General features: G+C 45.9%; 14 protein-coding genes and 7 pseudogenes. 5 read left to right on the top strand and 16 right to left on the bottom strand.

Annotation, left to right across the window (positions count from 1 at the left end; all coding sequences use genetic code 11):
- Positions 1–7: 7 nt before the first annotated feature.
- Positions 8–604 (bottom strand): LysE family translocator, encoded by a 597-nt coding sequence (locus tag AC0L66_RS02520; protein WP_265676870.1) that lies wholly within the window; start codon positions 602–604, stop codon positions 8–10.
- 130 nt (positions 605–734) lie between these two features.
- Between AC0L66_RS02520 and AC0L66_RS02515 the strand changes: the two genes are divergently transcribed.
- The 5 genes and pseudogenes from AC0L66_RS02515 (at position 735) to crp (ending at position 5,368) form a co-directional block, all read left to right on the top strand.
- Positions 735–2,123 (top strand): aminotransferase-like domain-containing protein, encoded by a 1,389-nt coding sequence (locus tag AC0L66_RS02515; RefSeq protein ID WP_473568312.1) that lies wholly within the window; start codon positions 735–737, stop codon positions 2,121–2,123.
- The gene (locus AC0L66_RS02510; RefSeq protein ID WP_265676872.1) at positions 2,120–3,127 is read left to right on the top strand and encodes a hydrolase; all 1,008 of its coding nucleotides are present in this window, start codon (positions 2,120–2,122) and stop codon (positions 3,125–3,127) included. The genes AC0L66_RS02515 and AC0L66_RS02510 overlap by 4 nt, the downstream gene beginning before the upstream one ends.
- Before the next feature lie 51 nt (positions 3,128–3,178).
- The gene (locus tag AC0L66_RS02505; protein ID WP_250617910.1) at positions 3,179–3,391 is read left to right on the top strand and encodes a YheU family protein; all 213 of its coding nucleotides are present in this window, start codon (positions 3,179–3,181) and stop codon (positions 3,389–3,391) included.
- A gap of 229 nt (positions 3,392–3,620) precedes the next feature.
- Positions 3,621–4,491, top strand: a pseudogene (locus AC0L66_RS02500) (phosphoribulokinase).
- Positions 4,492–4,735: 244 nt separating this feature from the next.
- A complete protein-coding gene (gene crp / locus AC0L66_RS02495; protein ID WP_009602948.1) occupies positions 4,736–5,368 on the top strand; it encodes a cAMP-activated global transcriptional regulator CRP in 633 nt (210 codons plus the stop codon).
- 96 nt (positions 5,369–5,464) lie between these two features.
- Here the strand turns inward: crp and AC0L66_RS02490 are convergent, their stop codons facing one another.
- From AC0L66_RS02490 to AC0L66_RS02420, 15 genes and pseudogenes are all read right to left on the bottom strand, one after another.
- Complete coding sequence (locus AC0L66_RS02490; protein WP_473568309.1) at positions 5,465–6,256, bottom strand: 2-oxoadipate dioxygenase/decarboxylase family protein; 792 nt, start codon at positions 6,254–6,256, stop codon at positions 5,465–5,467.
- Between the two features lie 10 nt (positions 6,257–6,266).
- A pseudogene (gene astD, locus AC0L66_RS02485) lies at positions 6,267–7,727 on the bottom strand (succinylglutamate-semialdehyde dehydrogenase).
- An 87-nt stretch (positions 7,728–7,814) separates the two neighbouring features.
- Positions 7,815–8,835 (bottom strand): annotated as a pseudogene (astA, locus tag AC0L66_RS02480) (arginine N-succinyltransferase).
- A gap of 82 nt (positions 8,836–8,917) precedes the next feature.
- A pseudogene (locus AC0L66_RS02475) lies at positions 8,918–10,128 on the bottom strand (aspartate aminotransferase family protein).
- Between the two features lie 391 nt (positions 10,129–10,519).
- The gene (locus tag AC0L66_RS02470) at positions 10,520–11,098 is read right to left on the bottom strand and encodes an aminodeoxychorismate/anthranilate synthase component II (RefSeq protein ID WP_473568307.1); all 579 of its coding nucleotides are present in this window, start codon (positions 11,096–11,098) and stop codon (positions 10,520–10,522) included.
- Between the two features lie 168 nt (positions 11,099–11,266).
- Positions 11,267–13,881, bottom strand: a pseudogene (locus AC0L66_RS02465) (ExeM/NucH family extracellular endonuclease).
- Positions 13,882–14,144: 263 nt separating this feature from the next.
- Positions 14,145–15,162 (bottom strand): annotated as a pseudogene (gene trpS, locus AC0L66_RS02460) (tryptophan--tRNA ligase).
- 165 nt (positions 15,163–15,327) lie between these two features.
- A complete protein-coding gene (locus AC0L66_RS02455; RefSeq protein WP_265676879.1) occupies positions 15,328–16,023 on the bottom strand; it encodes a phosphoglycolate phosphatase in 696 nt (231 codons plus the stop codon).
- 12 nt (positions 16,024–16,035) lie between these two features.
- A complete protein-coding gene (rpe, locus tag AC0L66_RS02450; protein WP_265676880.1) occupies positions 16,036–16,710 on the bottom strand; it encodes a ribulose-phosphate 3-epimerase in 675 nt (224 codons plus the stop codon).
- A gap of 70 nt (positions 16,711–16,780) precedes the next feature.
- A complete protein-coding gene (locus AC0L66_RS02445; RefSeq protein ID WP_473568304.1) occupies positions 16,781–17,677 on the bottom strand; it encodes a Dam family site-specific DNA-(adenine-N6)-methyltransferase in 897 nt (298 codons plus the stop codon).
- A gap of 109 nt (positions 17,678–17,786) precedes the next feature.
- On the bottom strand, positions 17,787–18,113 hold the full coding sequence (locus AC0L66_RS02440; RefSeq protein WP_473568302.1) for an SPOR domain-containing protein: 327 nt from the start codon (positions 18,111–18,113) through the stop codon (positions 17,787–17,789).
- Entirely contained in the window at positions 18,095–19,237 is a 1,143-nt protein-coding gene (locus tag AC0L66_RS02435) for an ATP-binding protein (protein WP_473568301.1), read from the bottom strand. The genes AC0L66_RS02440 and AC0L66_RS02435 overlap by 19 nt, the downstream gene beginning before the upstream one ends.
- A gap of 244 nt (positions 19,238–19,481) precedes the next feature.
- Positions 19,482–20,567, bottom strand: coding sequence for a 3-dehydroquinate synthase (gene aroB / locus AC0L66_RS02430; RefSeq protein ID WP_265676883.1), 1,086 nt, complete (start codon positions 20,565–20,567; stop codon positions 19,482–19,484).
- Between the two features lie 29 nt (positions 20,568–20,596).
- Positions 20,597–21,058 carry a shikimate kinase AroK gene (gene aroK / locus AC0L66_RS02425; protein WP_473569175.1) on the bottom strand — a complete coding sequence of 154 codons (462 nt, stop codon included), beginning with the start codon at positions 21,056–21,058 and terminating at the stop codon, positions 20,597–20,599.
- Positions 21,059–21,309: 251 nt separating this feature from the next.
- Positions 21,310–22,973 (bottom strand): annotated as a pseudogene (locus AC0L66_RS02420) (type IV pilus secretin PilQ).
- Positions 22,974–22,978: the final 5 nt, after the last annotated feature.

Here is a 22,978-nt window from a genome sequence, read left to right as displayed (position 1 = left end):
AAACGTCTTACCAAATAAAAAGCACACATGATGCCGTCAGCATGGCCATACTCGAGTTAAAACGCTTCCACGCGATTGGTGTCGACAACCAGCGGCGAATCACAGTGCCAAACCCAATCCACACCGATGACGTCTGAAGTTGAATCAATAAAAAAATCACTGAAATAGCCAACAATGAAAACCAATAGTGCTCGCCCGATAATGAAAATGAACTCACCGCTGTGACCGACATTAACCACGCTTTGGGGTTTAAGTATTGAAACAGCACAGCTTCAAGACACGTCATCGGTTTCGCTTGATCATCTTGACCGGTTTTATTGATCCCCGCCGATAAAATCCGCCACGCCAAATACAATAAATAGCCACTCCCTAACCACTTCAATAAGGTTTGGACCACAGGGTAGTTCGTAAATACCACTCCTAACCCAGCGCCATTGAGTAATATCAAGCTAATGAGTCCTAGGCCAATCCCCAAGCAATGCGGCAGGGTTTTTACATAACCAAAATTCGCCCCAGAAGCGGTCAACATCACGTTGTTTGGCCCCGGAGTTCCTGTCATGACTGCTGCAAATAAAGCAACAGAAACAATAAATGACCACTCCATCACACTCTCCTTAATCCAAAATTAAATTGTACCGATACAATTTTACAAATAAGTGTTGATAAAATGTAAAATAGCCGACAAAATAACCATAACAATGGATTAAACTCGACGCAAAAGGTTTATTGTCACCATGACAATCGAAAATATTACCGTACTCAAGCAAGATCCTGTGCCGATCTATAAACAGATCGCCGATCAAATCAGTGAAAAGATTGAAAGTGGCCGCCTTGAAAGCAATGAAAAGCTCCCTACTCATCGTTGGTTAGCCGACAAGCTATCCGTTACTGTGGGCACCATCACCCGAGCCTACGCGGAAGTCGAACGCCGAGGTTTAGTCGAAGCACGAGTCGGGGCGGGTACCTATGTCACGGATAACAACAAACCAACTTGGTTGTTTGAAGAGATCGCCGACGACGCGAGCGAGTGTAACTTTAGTTACAACATTCCCCCGCGCCTCGATCGCAGTGATATGTTGAAACAGGCCATGCAGCGTATTAGTCAATCCCCCCAGCACCTGAATCAACTCATGCTCTATCAACCACCAGCTGGGTTTGATAGCCATCGCACCATCGTAAGCCAGTGGCTCAAAGAAAAAGGCGTCCACTTAGATGTTAATAGGCTGCTGTTTAGCTCTGGTGCCCAACACGCCATCCAAATGGTGCTAGACACCTTTACACGCCCCGGCGATACCGTGCTGGTCGAACAATACACCTACCCCGGTGTGATCAGCCTTGCTCGGCAGAATCAGCTGACACTCAAGGCCGTGGAGATGGATGATGAGGGAATCACTCCCGAATCATTAGAAGTATGCTGCAATCGCTACTCGCCGCGTTTTCTCTATCTAACACCGACATTACAAAATCCGACGACAGCCATTATGTCACCGCAGAGACGACAGGCTATCGTCACCATTTGCCAAGCGCATAACGTTTATATTATTGAAGATGACATCAATGGATTATTGCTAGATTCTGCGCCAGAACCTCTGGTGAACTTGGCACCCGACCATGTCATTTATATTGGTGCGTTCTCAAAATGTTTGGCACCAGGTCTTCGCGTTGGTTACCTTTGCGCCCCAGAAAAACTTTACCCACCATTGGTCGTCACCTTGCAAAACCACAGTTGGATGATCAGCCCTTTGCTGATTGCTTTGACATGCGAAATGTTGATATCCGGAGATGCAGAGCGCAACATTGTCATGATTCGTAACGAAATGCGCCAACGAATGGCCGCGACAACCCAAGTGCTTGGCGCATTTAACCTTCGCTACGAACAAGGCGGCTTTCACGTTTGGCTGACGCTACCTGAACAGTGGCGACTGAGTGAGTTTGTACAAAAAGCGGCAGAATCAGGCGTGATTGTAAAATCAGGGGAATTATTCGCGCCACCGGGCGGTACAGTGGCACCCGCCATTCGCCTTTCGTTAAGCTCACCACAAACGATCGAACAGCTTAACGTCGGCGTAGAAAAACTTAAGACACTATTATTATCTAATCCAATCAGTGAATTTACGCTATGAACACACCAAAATTACTGCCGTTTATCGCCGCCAAAGGGCTTGGCAACGCTCATATTCAGACCTTAATTCCGCGCTTCATTCGTCGAGGTACACTATTCACCCCTGTCTGGGAGACGCTCGATACGCCAGATGGTGACTTTGTCGAGTTAGCTTGGAGTGAAGAACCACACCATGAAAGCGCCAAAAATAAACCTATTTTCATCCTGTTTCATGGCTTAGAAGGCAGCTTTGATAGCCCTTACGCGAATGGCTTAATGCACGCGTTTGCCAGTCAGGGTTGGCTAGCAGTCATGATGCACTTTCGCGGCTGTGGTCCAACACCAAACCGACTGGCTCGCGCGTATCATTCTGGCGAAATTGGCGATGCTCGACACTTCATTGAGCTTTTAGAACATCGTTACCCAAATGCCAATAAGGTTGCCGTAGGCATTTCGCTTGGCGGCAATATGCTGAGTAATTATCTTGCCTATTATAAGCATGACACCAAACTGACCAGTGCGACCATCGTCTCTGCTCCCCTTGACCTTGCGGCCTGCTCTAAACGTATCGAACAAGGGTTTTCAAAGGTTTACCGTAAGTATCTCGTGTCCTCATTAAAGAAGAACGCGTTAAAAAAAATACACCTTTTGAGCGAGGCTCTTGATCTCACCGCTGAGCACGTCCGGGGCATGACGAAGCTTTATGAGTTCGATAATTTAATCACCGCCCCACTGCATGGGTTTAAAAACGCCGACGATTACTACCAACAATGCTCAGCATTGCCTCGGTTGAGCGACATCGTGATTCCGACTCAATTCATCCATGCCAAAGACGACCCTTTCATGAACGATGACGTCATTCCTCGCTATGAACTGCCCACACACCTCAGCTATCACTTACTCGAACGAGGCGGTCATGTTGGCTTTTTGTCTGGCAGTTGGTTAAAGCCTACCTTTTGGCTTGAGGAGGTGCTACCTAAGTACTATCACCACCTACAAGTCACACCGAGCCGTGATTTAACTTAAGAACTCGCTAACTCTGGTATACTCACGCCATCATGAAAGAGAGAGGTATTTATGATCATTCCATGGCAACAAATCGCACCTGAAACACTGGATAACTTAATCCAAGAATTTGTGCTGCGTGAAGGAACGGATTACGGTGAAAGCGAATTCAGTCTCGCCGACAAATTAGCGCACGTCAGAGGCCAGCTCGAGTCAGGCGAAGCCGTCATTGTTTTCTCTGAACTGCATGAAACGGTCGACATCAAATTGCGTCACTCGCTGTAAATGTCTCGCCTTTGAACACGCGTCACGTAATGAAGTGCTATAGTAAGCCTCTCATTATTAGAAAATGCCACATCGACGATAGCGATGCCCATTGGCGCTAACATCGCGGCGCCATGGTTTAAGCTCTAAGATTTAAAGATTTAAGCTTTAAGACTCGGCATCAGTTTCACGATAACTCTCTCCCACACACAGGAAGAGACAATAACTAGAAAATTACACAGGAAGTGTTATGTCAGCCAAACACCCGATTATCGCGGTGACTGGCTCCTCAGGAGCTCAGTACCACAACAACGTCAGAAGCGTTCCGCAAGATGTTCAATATGATGAGCATCAAGCCTGCTTTCATTGAAGGTGATAGCTTCCACCGCTTTACGCGTCCAGAAATGGACGTAGAGATCCGAAAAGCGAAAGAACAAGGAAAGCACATCAGTTATTTTGGCCCCCAAGCGAATGACTTTCCTGCACTCGAAACCTTCTTTAAAAACTATGGACAAAACGGGGTGGGGCAATTTAGACGTTACCTACATACATTTGATGAAGCCGTTCCTTATAACCAAATGCCGGGCACATTTACGCCGTGGCAAGACCTACCAGAAAATTCAGACGTTTTATTCTATGAAGGGCTACATGGTGGCGTGGTTGATGGAGCAATCAACGCGGCTCAGCATGTGGATTTGCTGATTGGCATGGTGCCAATCGTCAACCTTGAGTGGATTCAAAAATTCGTTCGTGATACGCGTGACAGAGGCCACTCTCGTGAAGCGGTAACCGACTCCATCGTACGTTCAATGGATGACTACCTAAGCTACATTACCCCGCAGTTTTCGCGTACTCATATTAACTTTCAGCGCGTTCCGACTGTCGACACCTCAAACCCTCTCAATGCCAAGGGAATCCCAAGCCTTGATGAAAGTTTTGTGGTCATTCGCTTACGAGGGATTAAAAATGTCGACTATCCTTACCTGCTTGCCATGATAGATGGGTCGTTTATGTCACGTCATAACACCATCGTTGTGCCCGGCGGAAAAATGAGCTTCGCGATGGAATTAATCGTCCGACCTATACTACAGCAGCTAATAGAAACAGGGAAAATAGGTTAATTTTTTGCGCCTAAACTTAGATGATTTTTTATACCGTGATCATGTGCACAGTTTTGTATAGAAAAATGGTCTGATGACACGATTAAAATCAAGAAAGTCCGCGCAAAAAAGGATACTATTTCTTTGAAACAGAAGATCGCTTGCGCCATCTTCAAAGTGCTTTTATGCTAGTAAGTCCTAACACAATGGACTTGCTATAATATATGGAAAGCAGCAAGCATACCCTGCAGAGGAAGTAAGAAATATGGTTCTAGGTAAACCTCAAACCGACCCAACGCTAGAGTGGTTCCTTTCACATTGTCATATTCACAAGTACCCTTCAAAGAGCACGCTGATCCATGCGGGCGAGAAGGCTGAAACCCTTTACTACATCGTAAAAGGTTCAGTAGCAGTGCTTATTAAAGATGAAGAAGGCAAAGAGATGATCTTGTCTTACCTTAACCAAGGTGACTTCATCGGTGAACTAGGCCTATTTGAAGAAGACCAAGAACGTACAGCTTGGGTGCGAGCTAAATCACCTTGTGAAGTGGCTGAAATTTCATTTAAGAAATTCCGTCAACTTATCCAAGTTAACCCAGATATTCTCATGCGCTTATCTTCTCAGATGGCAAGTCGCCTACAAGTGACAAGCCAGAAAGTGGGTGACCTTGCGTTCCTTGACGTAACGGGTCGTATTGCTCAGACGCTACTTAACCTAGCGAAACAACCTGATGCAATGACTCACCCTGACGGCATGCAAATCAAGATTACTCGTCAAGAAATCGGCCAAATCGTTGGTTGTTCTCGTGAGACAGTAGGACGTATTCTTAAGATGCTGGAAGAGCAGAACCTTATTTCTGCTCACGGTAAGACTATTGTGGTCTACGGCACTCGTTAATCGACGCCTTTAGACATTCAAAAAGCCACCGCAAGGTGGCTTTTTTATTGGTGGTTAATTCCAACAAGTCGCGCTAGTTAAAGTAAAAATTCAAACTTATTGATGGGTACTCTCAAAAATTTTGTCGGCTGACGCCGCAACAAACCCTTGATAGTAATTTCCATCTGCCATTTGATAGCGCTTGGCAAATTCATAGAAGCCGCCAGGAATACTCTGCTCGCCATCACTAAACATCACCGATACTTTATCAGCCATCGTCGAAGACTGTTCGAGTAAAACCTCCGGAGACCCTTTCACCTCACCACCCGACTCGTTAATATTGAAGCTTTCTTTACGCAGGTAGTCATTCACCTCCGTCACCTCTACAAAACGATTAAGTTGGTTAACACTAACGGTAAAATGGTTAGCGCCATAGCCATGTGCCGCAAGCCATGCCGCATACTCACTCTCTTTGGCTAATGTTTGGTAGTCTTCTGAGCTTAACGTCCACATACGGCCGCCAAACAAGAAATCACCAACCACTAATTGCGAACTGTCCACTTGGCTTACTAGCTTCGCTACGATAGCTTGCAGCACTGCTGAGCACTGTTCAACACGAAGCTCACTAATAAAGACTTTCGGCAACGACTCGTCACTGTGTTGTAGATGAATCGCAGACAGCTTTTTCGCTTCAAAGTCATACTCACCCGCTTGTTGATAACCAAGCTTAAGAAATGGCTTTGCTAATGTTTCAATACCCACAGGCGAGAGATTGAAGGTGCGTAACGCGATATGATCATTAATCAGTGCCTCCCCTTCTTTTAACAACGCCTGCACTTTTGCCGCTGAAGGGCATAATCGCTGAGTGTAATCTTGCCACAACTGCGCAAATAATTGTTCTGCCGTCATCTTTCGCTCCTTAAAGATCGAGACCTGGGCTTAATGTCGCAGGTAGCACGGTGTGCTCCCCTTCCATCGACGCCATAGGGTATGCGCAATAATCCGCCGCATAATAGGCGCTTGGTCGCAAGTTCCCCGACGCACCCGGACCACCAAATGGTGCATCACCACTTGCGCCCGTTAGCTGACGGTTGCGATTCACAATACCTGCACGAATATGGTCAACAAAATACAGCCACTCATCATCATTGGTTGAAATCAGGCCCGCCGATAAACCAAATCGAGTGTCATTAGCAAGCTCAACGGCTTGTTGTAGCGTTTCGTAACGCACAAGCTGCAATAATGGACCGAAGTATTCTTCATCCGGTAGCGCCTTTATTGCCGTAGCATCGATCAGACCAGGCGTCACAAACGCGGCCTGTAATTGTTTCGATTCCATTAAACTCTTGCCACCTAGCGATTGCAATGTCGCTTGTGCCTGAATAATGTGCTGAGCAGCCTGTATGGAAATCTGCGGCCCCATGAAAGGCGCAGGCGTGGCGAATGGTTCATCAATCCGAATCTTGGCTATCGCGGCCACTAATGCGTCAACAAGCTGGTCACCTTTATCACCAAACGGCACATACAAGCGACGAGCGCAGGTACAACGCTGTCCGGCACTGATGTAGGCAGATTGGATAATCGTGTAGACCGTCGCATCAAGATCACCATAGGCATCACTCACGACCAACGGGTTGTTGCCACCCATTTCCAACGCCAACATTTTATCAGGCTGACCTAGCAAATTGACGATGTAATACGTGCCCAGTATTCGCGCTACCAGTAAACAACACCCCATCAATACCTTTAGCGTCAGCCAGAGCAATGCTCGGTTTCTTTACCGCCTTGCACAAGGTTAATCACGCCATCTGGCAACCCAGCCTCTTGCCAAAGTTGCATAGCAAGCTCACCTACTAATGGCGTTTGTTCTGAAGGCTTAAACACCACGGTATTGCCAGCCAATAACGCCGGAACAATATGTCCGTTAGGCAAATGCCCTGGAAAGTTATAGGGACCAAAGACCGCCATTACTCCTAAAGGACGATGGCGCAGTACAATTTGATTACCCGCAGCCTCTCGCTGAGAACTGCCCGTTCTGTCATGATACGCTCGGATTGATATGGCGATTTTACCTGCCATTGCGCTCGGCTTCCGTTCGGGTTTCCCACAATGGTTTACCCGTCTCCTTGGCTATCGCAACTGCAATATCTTCACTACGAGCCTTGAGTTTTTCCGCAAACGCAAGCACCACCGCTTCACGCTCTTCAAACGAGCGTTTTTTCCAACTGACAAAAGCTTGTCTAGCCGAAGAGACCGCAGATTCAACCTGCACTGGCGTAGCCGATTGTCCCTGCCAAATCACCTCGTTGTTGTACGGCGACAGCGAGTGAAATTGCTCACCCATTCCTGCGATCCATTGTCCTGCGATCCATTGCGTCATCAAAAGTTCCTTAACCTAGTAAATAGTGAAGAGTCTGCATCTTCATATTGTGTCGTGATAAGTACGACAAAGATGCAGCAACCCGCGTTATTGCGCCAACATACGAACCATATCGCCTTCAGAAAGGTTCAAGGCGTCAGCGACATCAGGTGCTAGCAATACATGCTGACTTTCAGCATCATAGGCCGCTTTTGCCGCCGTCGCTCTAAAGTGTTCAAATGACGTATTGGCAATAAGGTAATCTTGCGAACTGGCATGCTCGGCAATAGTGACCTTGGCACGGAATGAGTTACGAATCGCCTGAATGTTCTGTAAGTCACACTCCACCGTCGGACCTGCGTCAAAAATATCGACATAGTTACGGCACGTAAAACCTTCTCTTTCCAATAACTTTAAAGCGGGTCTGGTATTGTCATGCACTTGACCAATCACCGCTTGCGCCTCTTTGCTTAACAGGTTGACGTAAATCGGTAACTTCGGCATTAAATCCGCGATGAAGCCTTTCTTACCGATCCCCGTTAAATAATCTGCCATGGTAAAATCAATGGAGAAAAAGTGCTCTTGTAGCCATTGCCAAAATGGCGAGTTACCTTCGGCATCAGACACGCCACGCATCTCGGCAAAAATGGTTTTGGAGAAACGATGCGGGTGTTCAGCCATCATTAAAAAACGAGATTTCGACATCAAGCGGCCGTTAAGCCCCGCGCGATAATCAGGTCGTAAAAATAAAGTGCAGATCTCACTACAATCAGGTGTAGTTATTGCCAAACGTCAGCAATTTCACCACATTATTCACACCTAGCTTAGGAGAAGAGTGCACCACTGTGCTGATATGATAGGAGTAAAACGGCACATCCCAACCTATCGCCCCTTCGATACCCGTAGTACCAGCCACCTCGCCAGTGTCACGGTCATAGCCCACCATCAGGTAGCCTTCGTCCGTCGGCCCTAAGACGTCCGGCTTACTAAAGCTGTATTCTGAGTGAGTAATGCGATTGGTAAGAAGCTCTTCATTAACGGGAAGAGAGGTAAAGCCGTGACCAGACTCAACTGCACAAGTGTGCAGGGCATCATAATCCGACATCGTAATAGGACGAACAACAAGCATCAATAATCCCTCCGACGCAAACTCTCTTGGTACATCCACACCCAAGAGAGCCATTCAAATACGAGTTAAACTAGAGTACCCGTTAAACGAGAGTACTGATCGCCTTATCTAACTTCGCTAAACCTGCTTCAACTTCTTGCTTGGTGATGACAAGTGATGGGGTAAAACGCACCACGTTCATACCCGCCACGAGTACCATCAAGCCTTGTGCACCAGCCGCAACTAATACATCACGAGCGCGCCCTTGCCACTGTTCATTCAGTGCTGCGCCGAGCAATAGCCCCTTGCCACGAATTTCGCTAAAGATATCGTATTTCGCATTAATAGCTTCTAGTCCCTCACGGAACCAGGCTTCACGCTCAGCAACACCCGCTAGAACGTCAGGGGAAGACACCACATCCACTACCGCTTCAGCAACGGCACACGCTAATGGGTTACCGCCATAGGTTGAACCGTGCGTACCCACTTTCATATGAGCCGCTAATGCTTTCGTTGTGAGCATCGCACCAATAGGGAAACCGCCCCCTAGTGACTTCGCCGTGCTAAGAATATCTGGCGTGATACCAAGGCCTTGATACGCGTAAAATTGTCCAGTACGACCGTTGCCCGTTTGTACTTCATCGAAAATCAGCAGTGCGTTGTATTTATCACAGAGCTCTCGAACCGCTTGTACAAACTCCGGTTCTGGCGAAATAATTCCCCCTCCCCTTGCAGTGGCTCCATCATAATGGCACAAGTCTTGTCCGACATTTGCGCTTCTAGCGCGGCAATATCATTGTAAGGTACATGCTTCACATCACCGGGTTTAGGTCCAAACCCATCGGAATACGCCGCTTGCCCACCTACAGTAACGGTGAAGAAAGTACGGCCGTGAAACCCTTGATTAAATGCAATAATTTCTGATTTTTCCGGACCATGTACATCCACCGCCCAACGACGAGCCAGTTTTAATGCTGCTTCATTGGCTTCCGCGCCAGAGTTAGCGAAAAACACGCGTTCAGCAAAACTGACTTCGGTTAATTTTTTTGCTAAGCGCAGTGCAGGTTCATTCGTCATCACATTACTTAAATGCCAAATTTTATTCGCCTGCTCAGTCACGGCATTGACCATCGCTGGGTGACAATGCCCCAAACAACTCACCGCGATACCACCAGCAAAATCAATATACTCATTACCTTGCTGATCCCATACGCGTGCACCCTCACCTTTAACCGGAATCATTTCCATTGGGTTATAACAAGGTACCATTACCTCATCAAACCATTCACGGGATACTGTTTTTTCCATTGTCATAACACGTTCCTTTTAATTACTGCGCATGAGAAAGGGGGCTTCTTATTCACGTGAGATCTAATACAAATATAGAGCAAACCTTCACGCTTTCTAGCAAAGAAGAAACTTCTCACCACTCCTCATAGATGCAGCATTGTATTTACAATTATTTAACTAACACAATAGCAGAAAATGCTTTTCCACCATCAATCAACTCAATCAAGGCACAACTCAATGAGTATTTATGCGTTATTTTTGAATTTAAATGAAGTGTTTTTTCATGATTTATCAAATAAATGAACAGGCAGGGCTCTGTCAGCTATCTGTATCAGAATTAGCGAATAGTTTTGCATCTTCATAAGTAAAACTGATGAAGGATAAGAAAAGATGAAAGGGTGATCTTGATCAGAAACTAAGCATGTAAGAAATTACTCAATAGCTCATGACCTTGTTCCGTTTTGATGGATTCAGGGTGAAATTGTACGGCATGAATGTTCAGCGTTCGATGCTGATAACCCATAATTTCATCAAACTCACCATTTGGCAGCACGGTCCACGCCGTGATATCAAAACAGTCTGGGAGCGTCTCTCGCTTCACGATCAGTGAATGGTAGCGAGTGACAGTCAGCGGATTATTGAGTCCGGCAAAGACACTGCGGTTGTTATGCTTAATTGGTGAGGTTTTACCGTGCATCACCTGGCGAGCACGGACAACGTCGCCGCCAAAGACTTGAGCAATCGCCTGGCGACCCAAGCAGACCCCAAGAAGTGGCAGCTTTCCGGCAAAGTATCGGATAGCATCCAGTGAGATCCCAGCTTCATTAGGCGTACAAGGACCCGGAGAAATGACAAGGTGAGAGGGGTTAAGTGCTTCAATACCAGCAATATCAATGTCGTCATTGCGCACGACTTTAACGTCTACACCCAATTCACAGAAATACTGAAATAGGTTGTAGGTAAAGGAGTCGTAGTTATCAATGATGAGTAGCATAGCGCTCGCTGTAAAATTGAATTTGCCCAAAATAAGGCGGTATTTTGCAACAAGATGACAGAAAGGCAAGTAAAAAGAGGAAGAAAGGCAGCAGCAAAGCCGATAACGACTTTACTGCTGGTCTGTGTTGATGTTATTTACGTTGGTGTTGATATATTTACATCGATATTAATACTGCTTACGTCGGCGCCATCCCATCACACCCATGATAGAAAGCCCTATCAAGCCGATGGAGCCGCCATTCATATTCAAGTCAATCACCGCTGGATCATGATCAGATGAACGATAATGATCGAGATACTTAGGTAAATCCCCTTTACGCTCATCGTTATAGTCAAACAGCGTCGATTCCGCTGCATTGATGTGCCATTCCGTCGCATCAACCACGCGCTTGCTAAGGCTTGGGCTAATTAAGATATGATCCAGCGCACCGACTTCGTCATTGTATGAATAGCTCCAGCCTTGAGGGTGCATCTCTGAAAGGACATTAATGTAACCATAGTTGTGAGTGATCACCGCCCCTTCATCGCCAAACTGCTGCTTTTCACCAATAAAGGTATTGCGCGCCGCACGAATCGATTTGCCGTACTTCTCTTGGCTATAATCGGTCAAAATTAGCATTGGGTCTTCTTTGCCGTAAGCATTGAAGTCCCCTAACACAATTTTATGTCCTTCAATGGACGTCAACGCCTCACCGAGCGCCACAGAGGCTGCCACTCTAAATTGCTCACAAGCGCCTTGCTGATCCAAGTCCTGCCCCCTTGACCGCCAGCAGATTCAGGCGCTGCATCTTCCCAACATTTTGACCCTTTCGATTTAAAGTGATTGACTGCGACCGTCAGCGTTTCCTTGCTACCTTTAACTTTAAACGTCGGGGCCAGTGTGTCGCGTTGATAGTTCTTGCCGTCTTCAATGACGTTACCGTTGTCATCAAGCACTTCAGGTGCAACCTGACGAGGCATTTCAAACACATTGACCTGCTTAAGCTTCACCGCCTTCGGACGATAAATCACCCCGGTGGTAATTGCATCCGTCCCGACTGCATCAAGGGCATCAATCTGGCCATCTTGATTACTGTCCACCGACACATAAGCATAGTGCTGCTTTTTATGCTCAAGCTGCGCGTTTAACACCTTCACTAATTGCGCGATAGCGCCGTTGTCGCCAAAGCCATTATTTTCGATTTCCATCAAACCAATCACGTCAGCATCAAGTTGAATTAACGCGTTAATGATCTTTTGCTGCTGCGCAGTAAACTCTTCAACCGTGTTCGCACCACGATTGCCGCCAAATCGGTTTTCATCGCCACCAAAAGGAGAGGTAAAATAGTTAAGGACATTAAAGGTTGCCACGCGTAAATCGGCTTTATTCCATGGCGATTCATGCAGTTCTGGTGTCATCGTTCTTGGGGTATTGCGCACAAAATTATCACTGGAGAGGGTATTGGTCACAAAGAGGCGATAATCACCATAGCTGTAACCAACCACACCTTCTATGCCAAACAAGGTGTCATTAATACGCACGTAGTCTTCTGTACTGCCATCTTGATCAATATCACTGCGACCAAATTCTGGGTAGTAAGGGATTTCACCATTCGCCGCTGGACTCACCGACTCAACATAAAGACGGCGCTGGGCATTATCTTCACTTTGTGCCTTTGCCTCACTTGAGCCTGCCGCATATTGCTGATTAGGATGCAGGTTCACTCGCTCGTGAGCCAACACCATATTATTGCGACGTGCGGAATAATCATAACCAAACGTGCGGCTTACGCGCATATCCAATGCTTGAGGTAAACTCACCAACATCCCTTCATAGCGCTCAAGCGTTTGTTCAAAACTTTCGTCGGAATCTATCACTTCAACGGCCGTTGCCGCTGGTGCCGCTTGTTGCCCCAACTTATGCCAATCTCGCTCATTTAATTTCAACTGGGTTTGGCTATAGTATTCTTGAATATTGCCTCTTACGCATACCACATCGCCTGCAGATAGCTCCGGATTCGCTTGGGTATAGATAAATAGACCATTGGAAGTCAATGGGTTGTGGTCATCCTCAAGTGCTTGTAGATAGAAGCCCTGGTTCACACCAGTAGTCACGGCAGACACCACACCTTGTACAAAATATTGCTCAGTCGTTATGTACGGGTAACCGCTAATGTAAGGCGAATGACTGCCTTCTCCTTGAATGCTTTGTATTGAGGTAAAAGTCGGTTCTATTCCATTGTCGAGACATTGAAATGCTTGCGGTGGTAATAATGTATCCAACTGTCCCAAGCCACTAAAATCATCACTGGCAAGCGTTGCCCATTGCTTAGGTTGATAAGATACTGAAGGTTTCTGATAAGGCTGATAACGAACCAAGGTTTTATTTTGACCAAACAGCTCTCCCATCACGCCAATCATATCGACTACTTGCTCTTGATTATCGAGCAGTGCAATAGGATCATCACCGTTGAAGTTTAACACTTGGTTCGCCGTTGTCACGGTAGCGATATCCGTTACAGCCGCGCTAGCCTTGGCATTAGCAAACACCAGTACCGATTGAGCGGGAATCGTATAACCCGACAAATCCAACGTATTCCACGTCCCGTTACCATTGGGAGATTTGGCGAGCTGATACCCAGAAAGTGACACCTCTTGGTCACTGCTATTAGCTATTTCGATTGCTTTGTTATACCCGCTTCCTTCCACATATTGCGAAAGAAAGATTTCCGCGCTCGCGCCTCCACTCAAAATGGAAGAAATCACTAACGCTAACCACTGCTTTTTATTTGTGCTTGTCATTATTCACCTCGAATTAACTGGCAATGCTGTCCTTGCCTTTTTGCACATTGTTGAATATGAGAATGTGTATTTTCGAGACGAGTGTTGTCATTTTTATTGCAAATGGGTAATTAATGCACAGATAAATGAGAGGATGCTCTCATTTGAAATCGAAAGTATTGAGGGTGTGCCAAACTATAAACAGAAATGGTTACCAAGAAATAAAAAAACGCCAGTGCGCAAGGCACTGACGTTTTTAGGCTTTAAAGAGGTTGCTGTTGCCGCTATGGACGAGTCACGAAACCCACCGCTTTGTAAGCTTTTGCCAGCGTCACCGCCGCGCGCTCGGACGCTTTCTCCGCACCTTGACGCATTACGTCATCCATATAAGCGCGATCCGCACGAACACGCTTATATTCGCTCTGGATTGGCTCTAGCATCGCTACCAAAGCTTCACCTACATCTTTCTTAAATGGACCATACATTTCCACGCCAGCATATTGCGCTTCAATGTCAGCAAAAGACTTACCCGTCGCGGCTGAATACAAACCCATCAGGTTAGAGATACTCGACTTTACTTTCCCAGTCATGAGCAATGCGAGGTGGCGTTTCTGCATCGGTTTGTGCCTTGTTGATTTTCTTCAAAATCGACTTAGGCTCTTCGAGCAAGGTAATCACGTTTTTACGGTTATCATCCGACTTAGACATTTTCTTCGTTGCATCTTGCAAGCTCATCACACGTGCATTCACCGTTGGGATGTACGGTTCTGGAACCGTAAACAGTGGCGCTTCTGGCGTGTAAATATTGTTGAAGCGCGTTGCGATATCTCTTGCTAACTCGAGGTGTTGCTTTTGGTCACTTCCTACTGGCACTTGGTGCGCACCGTAAAGCAGGATATCAGCCGCCATCAATACAGGATAATCATAAAGACCAACGTTAACATCATTGGCATAGCGCTGTGACTTATCTTTAAACTGAGTCATTCGATTCAGTTCACCCATTTGGGTGTAACAATTAAGAAGCCAACCAAGCTGAGCATGTTCCGGTACATGAGACTGGACAAATAGCGTGCTCTTCTTAGGATCAACACCAACCGCGAGACAAATTGCCAATGCATCTAACGTCGCTTCATGCAGCGCTTTAGGGTCCTGACGAACCGTAATCGCATGAAGGTCTACCACGCAGTACTGACAATCATAATCGTCTTGCATCTGTTGCCATTGACGTAGAGCACCCAAGTAGTTACCGATACTTAGTTCACCAGATGGTTGAACACCACTCAATACGATGGGCTTGCTCATAACTATGATTCCTTCGACTTCTTAATGAGATAATTAGGATAATGAAAAACCGCGCAATTTCTTACGCGGTTTTAGCAGTGTACCCATTAGCCAATTTTTTGCTATAGCCATGAAGACTTTTTTATTGCTCAGGAAGCGAATTAGCCCCGAGCACCGCCTTCGCCGCTAATTTACGGCAGTTGGCCCGCCATTTTTGACCGCATTTAGGACATCTAAGACATCATCGGCAACAAAGTCTGGTTTCGCATTGGCAATCGGCTCACCGTGGTTATAGCCATACGTCAGGCCAAATGCCAAACAACCTGCATTGCGCGCAGCCAGAATGTCATTTTGTGAATCGCCAACCATCAGCACTTCACTTGGCGACACTTGCTCTTGATCCATCAACCAATTCAGTGCCACGGGATCCGGTTTTTTATTGGGGAACGCATCGCCACCCAATACATGCTTAAAATACTTTTCAAGCTGATGCTGCTCTAGCAATTCAGGGACAAATTTAGACGGCTTGTTGGTCAGCAAAGCCACGGTGTATCCACCTGCGACCAGAGTATCCAATGTACGATGAACATTGGCATACAAATGACTCAGCTTATGACCACTTGCTTGATAGAAATCATCAAACAATGTGCGCGCTTTCTCACACAACTCAGCCGATAATTCTGGGTTAACGTTCACACTCTGACTCAATGAGCGAGCAATAAGCACATCCGCGCCATTACCAACATAATCACGGACTTGCTCTTCGGTGACACTTGGATAGCCCAACGCCTGCACCGCTTGATCAGCGGCAAGGGCAAGATCAGGCACACTATCGAGTAGCGTACCATCGAGATCAAAAACGACTAATTTGATAGACTGCATTCATTAATTCTCTTACTTCTGTACTTTCGCAAGCTCTGCGCGCATCTCATCAATGACCTCTTTGTAATCAGGGCGATTGAAAATCGCAGAGCCTGCCACAAACATATCCGCGCCCGCTTCGGCGATTTCACGAATGTTATCCACTTTAACACCGCCATCAATTTCAAGACGAATATCACGACCAGACGCATCAATGAGGCGACGAACCGCACGCAGTTTATCAAGTGTTGAAGGAATAAAAGATTGACCACCGAAACCCGGGTTCACTGACATCAACAAAATCATGTCGACTTTATCAAGGATGTAATCAAGACACGTTAATGGTGTGGCAGGGTTAAGTACCACGCCTGCTTTACAGCCATGTTCTTTGATTAGCTGTAATGTACGATCAACGTGCTCTGTTGCTTCAACGTGGAACGTAATCATCGATGCACCCGCTTTAGCGAACTCTGGCACTAGGCTATCAACAGGTTTCACCATCAAATGCACATCGATAGGTGCGGTAATACCGTAATCGCGCAGCGCTTTACAGATAGGTGCACCAAAACTGAGGTTAGGCACGTAGTGGTTATCCATCACATCAAAGTGGACAACATCAGCGCCAGCGGCAAGGACTTTCTCGACGTCTTCACCAAGACGAGCAAAATCAGCGGATAAAATGGATGGCGCAATTAGAAAATCTGTCATACCTGACCTCAATAGAATGGATTAGCGAGCAATAATTGCGCGCAATTCTACCGAAGCCAGTGGCTAAATCCTAGCGCTTATCCAAATCCGATATCACTTTTGCTGCAATGTCGGCTTTAGATTCAAGTTGGATTTTCGCTTCAGGCTCAGCTTTGGCTTCAAATAATGCCAGCAGTTCGTCCACTTTGTTGCGTCCAGAGCCGTTACGGCTGATGGTGCGTTTCACTTTCACCACATTCAACTGTGCACCGTGATAAAGGCGACGCGTGAGCGTAGTATCGTGATTCGAAATCAGTACCGGGATGTGACGATCAAATGCCGTATGTTCTGCTATATCCGCGAGCGCCGCTTGGTCATCTAATGAAAAACCATTACCCGCATACGAGGTAAAATTAGCGGTATTCGACAACGGTGCATAAGGTGGATCGCAATACACCACGCTGCCTTTTCGAGCACGGCGAAAGGTTTCAGGATAACCTTCACAAACAAATGTGGCTTTCTTGGCTTTTTCCGCAAAGAAAATGAGTTCTTTTTCAGGAAAATAGGGCTTTTTATAAGAACCAAACGGGACGTTGAATCCGCCCTTTTTGTTGTAACGACATAAGCCGTTAAAACCGAAGCGGTTCATATACAAAAAGGCAACCGAACGAAAGAGTACGTCATCACTTTGATTGAAATCAGCGCGAACCCCAAGATACACCTCTTTTTGGTTATACTCAGGCGTGAAGAAGCGTTTTGCCTCTTCAATGTACTTTTCCGGCTCAGTTTTGAGCAGGTTATAGAGATTAATTAAATCTGGATTAATATCGGCAAGCAGATACTGGTCATAGTCCGTATTCAAAAATACCGAACTGGCGCCAACAAAAGGCTCCACCAACTTTCTTGCGTCTGGCAAATGCTTTTGGATATCTTCGACTAAGCCATATTTTCCACCAGCCCACTTTAGAAAGGCGCGTTGCTTTTTCATTGCTTGCTCTATTTACTGCCACCCAAAATTTAAGGGAGGGAATATATCATAATTCAATCTGTTATGTTGACCTTTCTCGCATCAACACCAGCTTTGATTCACTGCGGTTCTACTCTTGCCAGCGATCAATTTCACGATGAACTTGGCTTAGCGATTTGGCCCACGCGCCTAATGAGCGTAGCTCTTTAGGCAATGCTTCAGCCGCATCACGAGCCGCCTGAATACTGACGTATTGATCGTACGTCACGATATACCATTTTTCATCATTACGAATGGTCGGGTAAACACGTACTGGTTTATCAAAAGTATGCTTGTTCAGGAACTGTTGCACATCATCCAGCTGCGTCATCGCTGAGATCTGTAGCGTATAGGTATTAGCGGCCATCGCCTTGAGCTCGTCGCGGGCAAACGAAAACGTTATGGGTGTCTGCAACACTGGAGAACTCTCAACATCAACCACGGTATTTTTGGTAACACCACGGCTTGAATTTCTGCGGCATTTGCCACGGCTACCGCCGTGTTATCCTCCAACAAAGCATCAACGACGTCAGAGGTAATCACCACTCGCTCTCCCGTTTCAGACACCCCAACACTGGCAGTCTCGGAAGTCACTTGTGGAGGTAGCGCCATAGAATCATCCGTTGTCGCTGCTACCTCTGGCATATCTTGGTTGGCATTAGCAATTTGCTCTGCGGATGACGCGTCTAGTTTGGCTTCAGTCGCTGGATTTTCTGTCTCTTCCACAACGACAAGCGATTGTGCATCATCCGCCGTATCTGGCGATGTTAATAAGCTACGATAGCCCATAAAAATTATAATCAGTAATACCACAACCAACGCGGCAATCTTAGTCGGCGAGCCAACCAGCGAACGAATTATCACTTTCTTTTCCATTGTTTGCTCCCCGAGCGCCAATATATTCCCTGGAATGGGCTTCGTCTTAGTAAACGCAGTTTTGATTCTTTTTTCAACACTTTCATCAAGGTAGCGCAGTACTAATGTCTCAAAAAACTGTGTTGCTTCCGAATGAGAAAGTTCATCAACTTCGAGTTCAATAGGTTTAATATCCAAACCATGGCTAAGACGGGACACGCGACTGTGCGTGGCATGGCTCGCGCTAAAAACCACGACACTCACATTTTGCTGCCCAACACTGTGCGTCGCGAGCACCAGTAACCAAAGCTCTGCCAGTAAAGCTTGAGATAAATGCTGCGCTTCATCGACAACGATAACAATGTCGCACGCCTCGCCGTCTAAAATACGCTCAATACTGTCTTGCAGCGTATCTGTTTCACTGTACAACGCATGAGGAAAGAGCTGACGCAAAATATTACCGCGGATCACCTGCTCATCTTGATGAGGAAAGCACGTCACCAATGACTGATTCTTACCGTGCGCCCATGACTCCAAGTAACGATGAGCCAGCCAGGTTTTTCCGATACCTACTTCACCAATAATCGAGACAAAATTGGACGAAAACTGAGTTAACAACTGCAGCCTTTCCAGTAAATGGGTTTGCGAGTCCAACTCCATCACTCGCATTTCATAAGACAAACTCATTGGCGATCACTCTTAGCCTACAAAGCAAGTAGCAGTAAATACCGCAACCTTTAAAACAAGTAGCTTAAAAAATAGGTAGCTTTAACAATTTTAATAAAAAGCCGTTAGTTTAAAAATTCATGTGTCTCTTCACCAAGGTGACTCACCTCTCACAGAGGCGACAACTTAATGAGCTCAAGATCTAAAAAAGGCCCCAAATAGGAGCCTTTTGTCGATGGATACCGTGCGCTAATCTAATAAAAGATTAGAGGCGACAGAGATCAATCGCTTTTTCAATCAACTCATTGGGCACATCAGAGACAACTTGTGCATCGCCTATCGTCGTTGGTAATACCAAACGTAATTGACCAGACAAGACTTTTTTATCTCGCATCATATGACTCATAAAGTCATCAAATGTCATTGACTCTGGTGTATGAACTGGCAATTTAGCTCGCTCAAGTATGGCAATGATACGCGCCACTTGCTGCGCTGAAATATCGCCGAGCAAATGAGCCGTATGAGCAGCCATAACCGTTCCCGATGACACCGCCTCTCCGTGTAGCCATTTACCATACCCTAGTTCCGTTTCAATGGCATGACCAAATGTATGACCTAGGTTCAATAATGCTCGAATACCCGACTCTTTCTCATCTTGTGCCACGACTTCCGCCTTAATGGCACAACAACGTGCAATCGCGTACGTCAACGCCGTTTGATCCAGTTGATATAAGCTGTCTAAGTTTGCTTCCAACCAATCAAAGAACTCGGCATCATAGATGATTCCATACTTAATTACTTCCGCCATTCCCGCAGCAAACTCTCTCTCGGGTAACGTTTTTAAGCAATCAATATCAATAATCACCGACTGAGGCTGATAAAAAGCCCCAATCATATTTTTACCTAAACTATGATTAACCGCCGTTTTCCCACCCACAGATGAGTCCACTTGAGAAAGCAATGTGGTAGGAATTTGAATGAAATCCACACCGCGCTGATAGCACGCCGCAGAAAACCCAACTAGATCACCAATAACGCCACCGCCTAACGCGACAACCACAACGTCTCGGCCATAGTTGCCAGACAGTAGATGCGTCATGATGGTATTAAAGGTATCGAGGGTTTTGTACTGCTCACCATCTGGAAGCTCTAACAAAGAGGTTTGACAACCTTTGTTATCCAGTTGGGCAAGAATAGATTGACTATAAAGAGGGGAAACCGTGGTATTGGTAATCAGTACCACCGATTTTCCATCTGGAATTTGAGAAAATTGCGCCGAGTCATTAAATAACCCGGCACCAATTGAAATAGGGTAGCTACGCTCACCAAGATTAACCGTAATCCGTTCCATGGTTTGCTCTCCTTTCAAAGAAGGTTGTATTAACCTTCTTCTAGCATTTTTACGATTTGGTTAGCGACCACTTTTGCACTTTGATCATCAGTGCGAACTGTGTAATCAGCTACTTCTTTATACAAATTGTTGCGTTCATCCGCAAGCGATTCCAATACTTCACGCGGATCATCCGTTTGCAGTAATGGGCGCTTTTTGTCGCGGTTTGTGCGAGCAAGCTGTTTCTCAATTGTGGTTTCTAAATATACAACGATTCCGCGCGCAGAGAGACGGTTACGGTTTTCTTTACTCTTAACCGAACCACCACCAGTCGCAAGGACAATGCCCTGCTCCTCTGTCAGATCATTAATGACCGACTCTTCGCGAATGCGGAAGCCTTCTTCGCCCTCAACGTCAAACACCCAAGAGATGTCTGCACCAGTGCGTTCTTCAATAACGGTATCAGAATCAACAAACTCCATATGAAGTTGTTGAGCTAGGTGTCTACCGATAGTGCTTTCTTAAGCGCCCATAGGGCCAACAAGAAAAATATTACGTTTTTCAGCCATGTTTAGCAGTAATTTACAACGTTAATTCAATGACATCGCCACAAGAAAATACCGAATAAAAGCATCGGGAAAAGGGCTTGTGACACCGATTCCTCACAGACAAGACGTGATAAGACCCGAAATTATCAAGGTTAGGTGACCTGAATGCAACTTTAATTTTCACTATTTTCAATAAGTTCTACCTTTACAATAACTTAGTTAACTATTATTTCTGGCGTCACAAAGATTAGTAATTCACTTTTCCCTACTTTTTCGTAGGTTCGCCTAAATAATGCGCCTAAACCGGGAATATCCCCTAACAAAGGAACTTTATCCACACTATTGGTAATACTATGTTGAAAAATCCCCCCTAGTACGACGGTTTCTCCATTGTTCACCAGAACTTGTGTTCCTATTCGTTGCGTATCAATGGCAACGGCCTCCCCTTCCTCTGTTTTTACCACCTGGCTGGGTCTATCTTGAGTCACATTAAGGTCCAACACTAAACGATTATCTGGGGTAATTTGTGGCGTCACGGTGAGTGATAATACCGCTTTCTTAAACTCCACCGACGTAGCCCCACTTGACGCAGCTTTTAGATAAGGAATCTCTGTTCCCTGTTCAATGTAAGCCGATTTTTTATTGGTAGTAATTAACCTTGGGCTGGAAATAATTTCCGCTTTGGATTCTTGTTGTAGCGCAGATAACTCAAGGTCAAGCAACACGTTAGAGCCTAGACTTGCCACTTGAAACGCCAATCGCGCAGCACTGTCGGATGTCGCGCCTAAATTGACATTAAGGAAATCATTAACAAACGCATCGCCGTCTTCTGGATCATACAGTCCTATGGTACCTAGATTATTTTCAATCGAACCACCAATCGTGGTATCGCCACTCACCTTGGTGACCCCCCAGCGAATGCCAAGTTCATCCATATTGCCCTCATTAATGGTGACAATCCGAGCCTCAATTTGAACCTGTTTTACCGGCACATCTAAGGAAGCAATAATGTCACGAATCACTGCGATATTGTCTGGCAATTCACGGATCAACAAGGAATTGGTTCGTTCATCAATCGCAATTGAGCCACGCTCCGATAACATACTCACCTCCCCTTCACCGCCCAGCATTGCTGCAACATCTGAGGCCTTAGCGTAGCTAATTTTAATAATTTCCGATCTAAGTTGCCCAATCTGCTCCGTGAGTAGGCTTTTCTCCAATGCCATTTTTTCCTGCTGATCAAGCTCCGCCTTAGGCGCGATGAGCACCACATTGCCACTTACCCGCTTATCTAACCCCTTCACACGTAAAATAATGTTTAACACCTCGGTCCATGGCACATCATCTAATCGAAGAGTGAGGTTGCCTTGGACACTGTCTGACACCACAAGGTTGAAATCATTGTAGTCGGCGAGCAACTGCAATACGTTTCTAACTGGGATGTCTTGAAAATTTATAGACGTTAATTTTCCCTGATGTGCGAGCAGCCATTTTTTTCATCGGTTTTCTCTTTGGACAACGGCAGCGGCGTCACTCTTAACTGCTTGTTAGTTATGTCGTATGAGTAATCCACATTATTTTTGGTTTCCACCAATAACCTAACATCCGGCGTATCATCAAACAGTTCTAACTGATTCACTTCACTAGCAAAATCTTTAACATCGATAATAGACAATTGCTCAGGGCGTATCTTGGTCTGTTTCAAGACAATGCTAACCCCATTAGTTATGGTTTCCACATCAACCACGCTGCCAACTTCAGCTAAATTAACAATCACTACCCCTTGCTTTAACTCATTGAGTTCAAACGAAACCCCTTTAATGGCGTTCATGGGTTCCGCGGCTAAATTTTCCCCCGCCCACCACAGGGTCACCATCATCAATA

The organism is Vibrio sp. GJ43-1 (genome assembly GCF_055808835.1).
This window is presented reverse-complemented; position numbering and strand designations above follow the sequence as displayed.

Coding starts and splice junctions, on each gene's coding strand:
- AC0L66_RS02470 (WP_473568307.1), bottom strand. CDS start 11,098: ATGCTACTCATCATTGATAACTACGACTCCTTTACCTACAACCTATTT.
- crp (WP_009602948.1), top strand. CDS start 4,736: ATGGTTCTAGGTAAACCTCAAACCGACCCAACGCTAGAGTGGTTCCTT.
- AC0L66_RS02435 (WP_473568301.1), bottom strand. CDS start 19,237: ATGAGTTTGTCTTATGAAATGCGAGTGATGGAGTTGGACTCGCAAACC.
- AC0L66_RS02515 (WP_473568312.1), top strand. CDS start 735: ATGACAATCGAAAATATTACCGTACTCAAGCAAGATCCTGTGCCGATC.
- aroB (WP_265676883.1), bottom strand. CDS start 20,567: ATGGAACGGATTACGGTTAATCTTGGTGAGCGTAGCTACCCTATTTCA.
- AC0L66_RS02505 (WP_250617910.1), top strand. CDS start 3,179: ATGATCATTCCATGGCAACAAATCGCACCTGAAACACTGGATAACTTA.
- AC0L66_RS02445 (WP_473568304.1), bottom strand. CDS start 17,677: ATGAAAAAGCAACGCGCCTTTCTAAAGTGGGCTGGTGGAAAATATGGC.
- AC0L66_RS02520 (WP_265676870.1), bottom strand. CDS start 604: ATGGAGTGGTCATTTATTGTTTCTGTTGCTTTATTTGCAGCAGTCATG.
- AC0L66_RS02510 (WP_265676872.1), top strand. CDS start 2,120: ATGAACACACCAAAATTACTGCCGTTTATCGCCGCCAAAGGGCTTGGC.
- AC0L66_RS02455 (WP_265676879.1), bottom strand. CDS start 16,023: ATGCAGTCTATCAAATTAGTCGTTTTTGATCTCGATGGTACGCTACTC.
- AC0L66_RS02490 (WP_473568309.1), bottom strand. CDS start 6,256: ATGACGGCAGAACAATTATTTGCGCAGTTGTGGCAAGATTACACTCAG.
- rpe (WP_265676880.1), bottom strand. CDS start 16,710: ATGACAGATTTTCTAATTGCGCCATCCATTTTATCCGCTGATTTTGCT.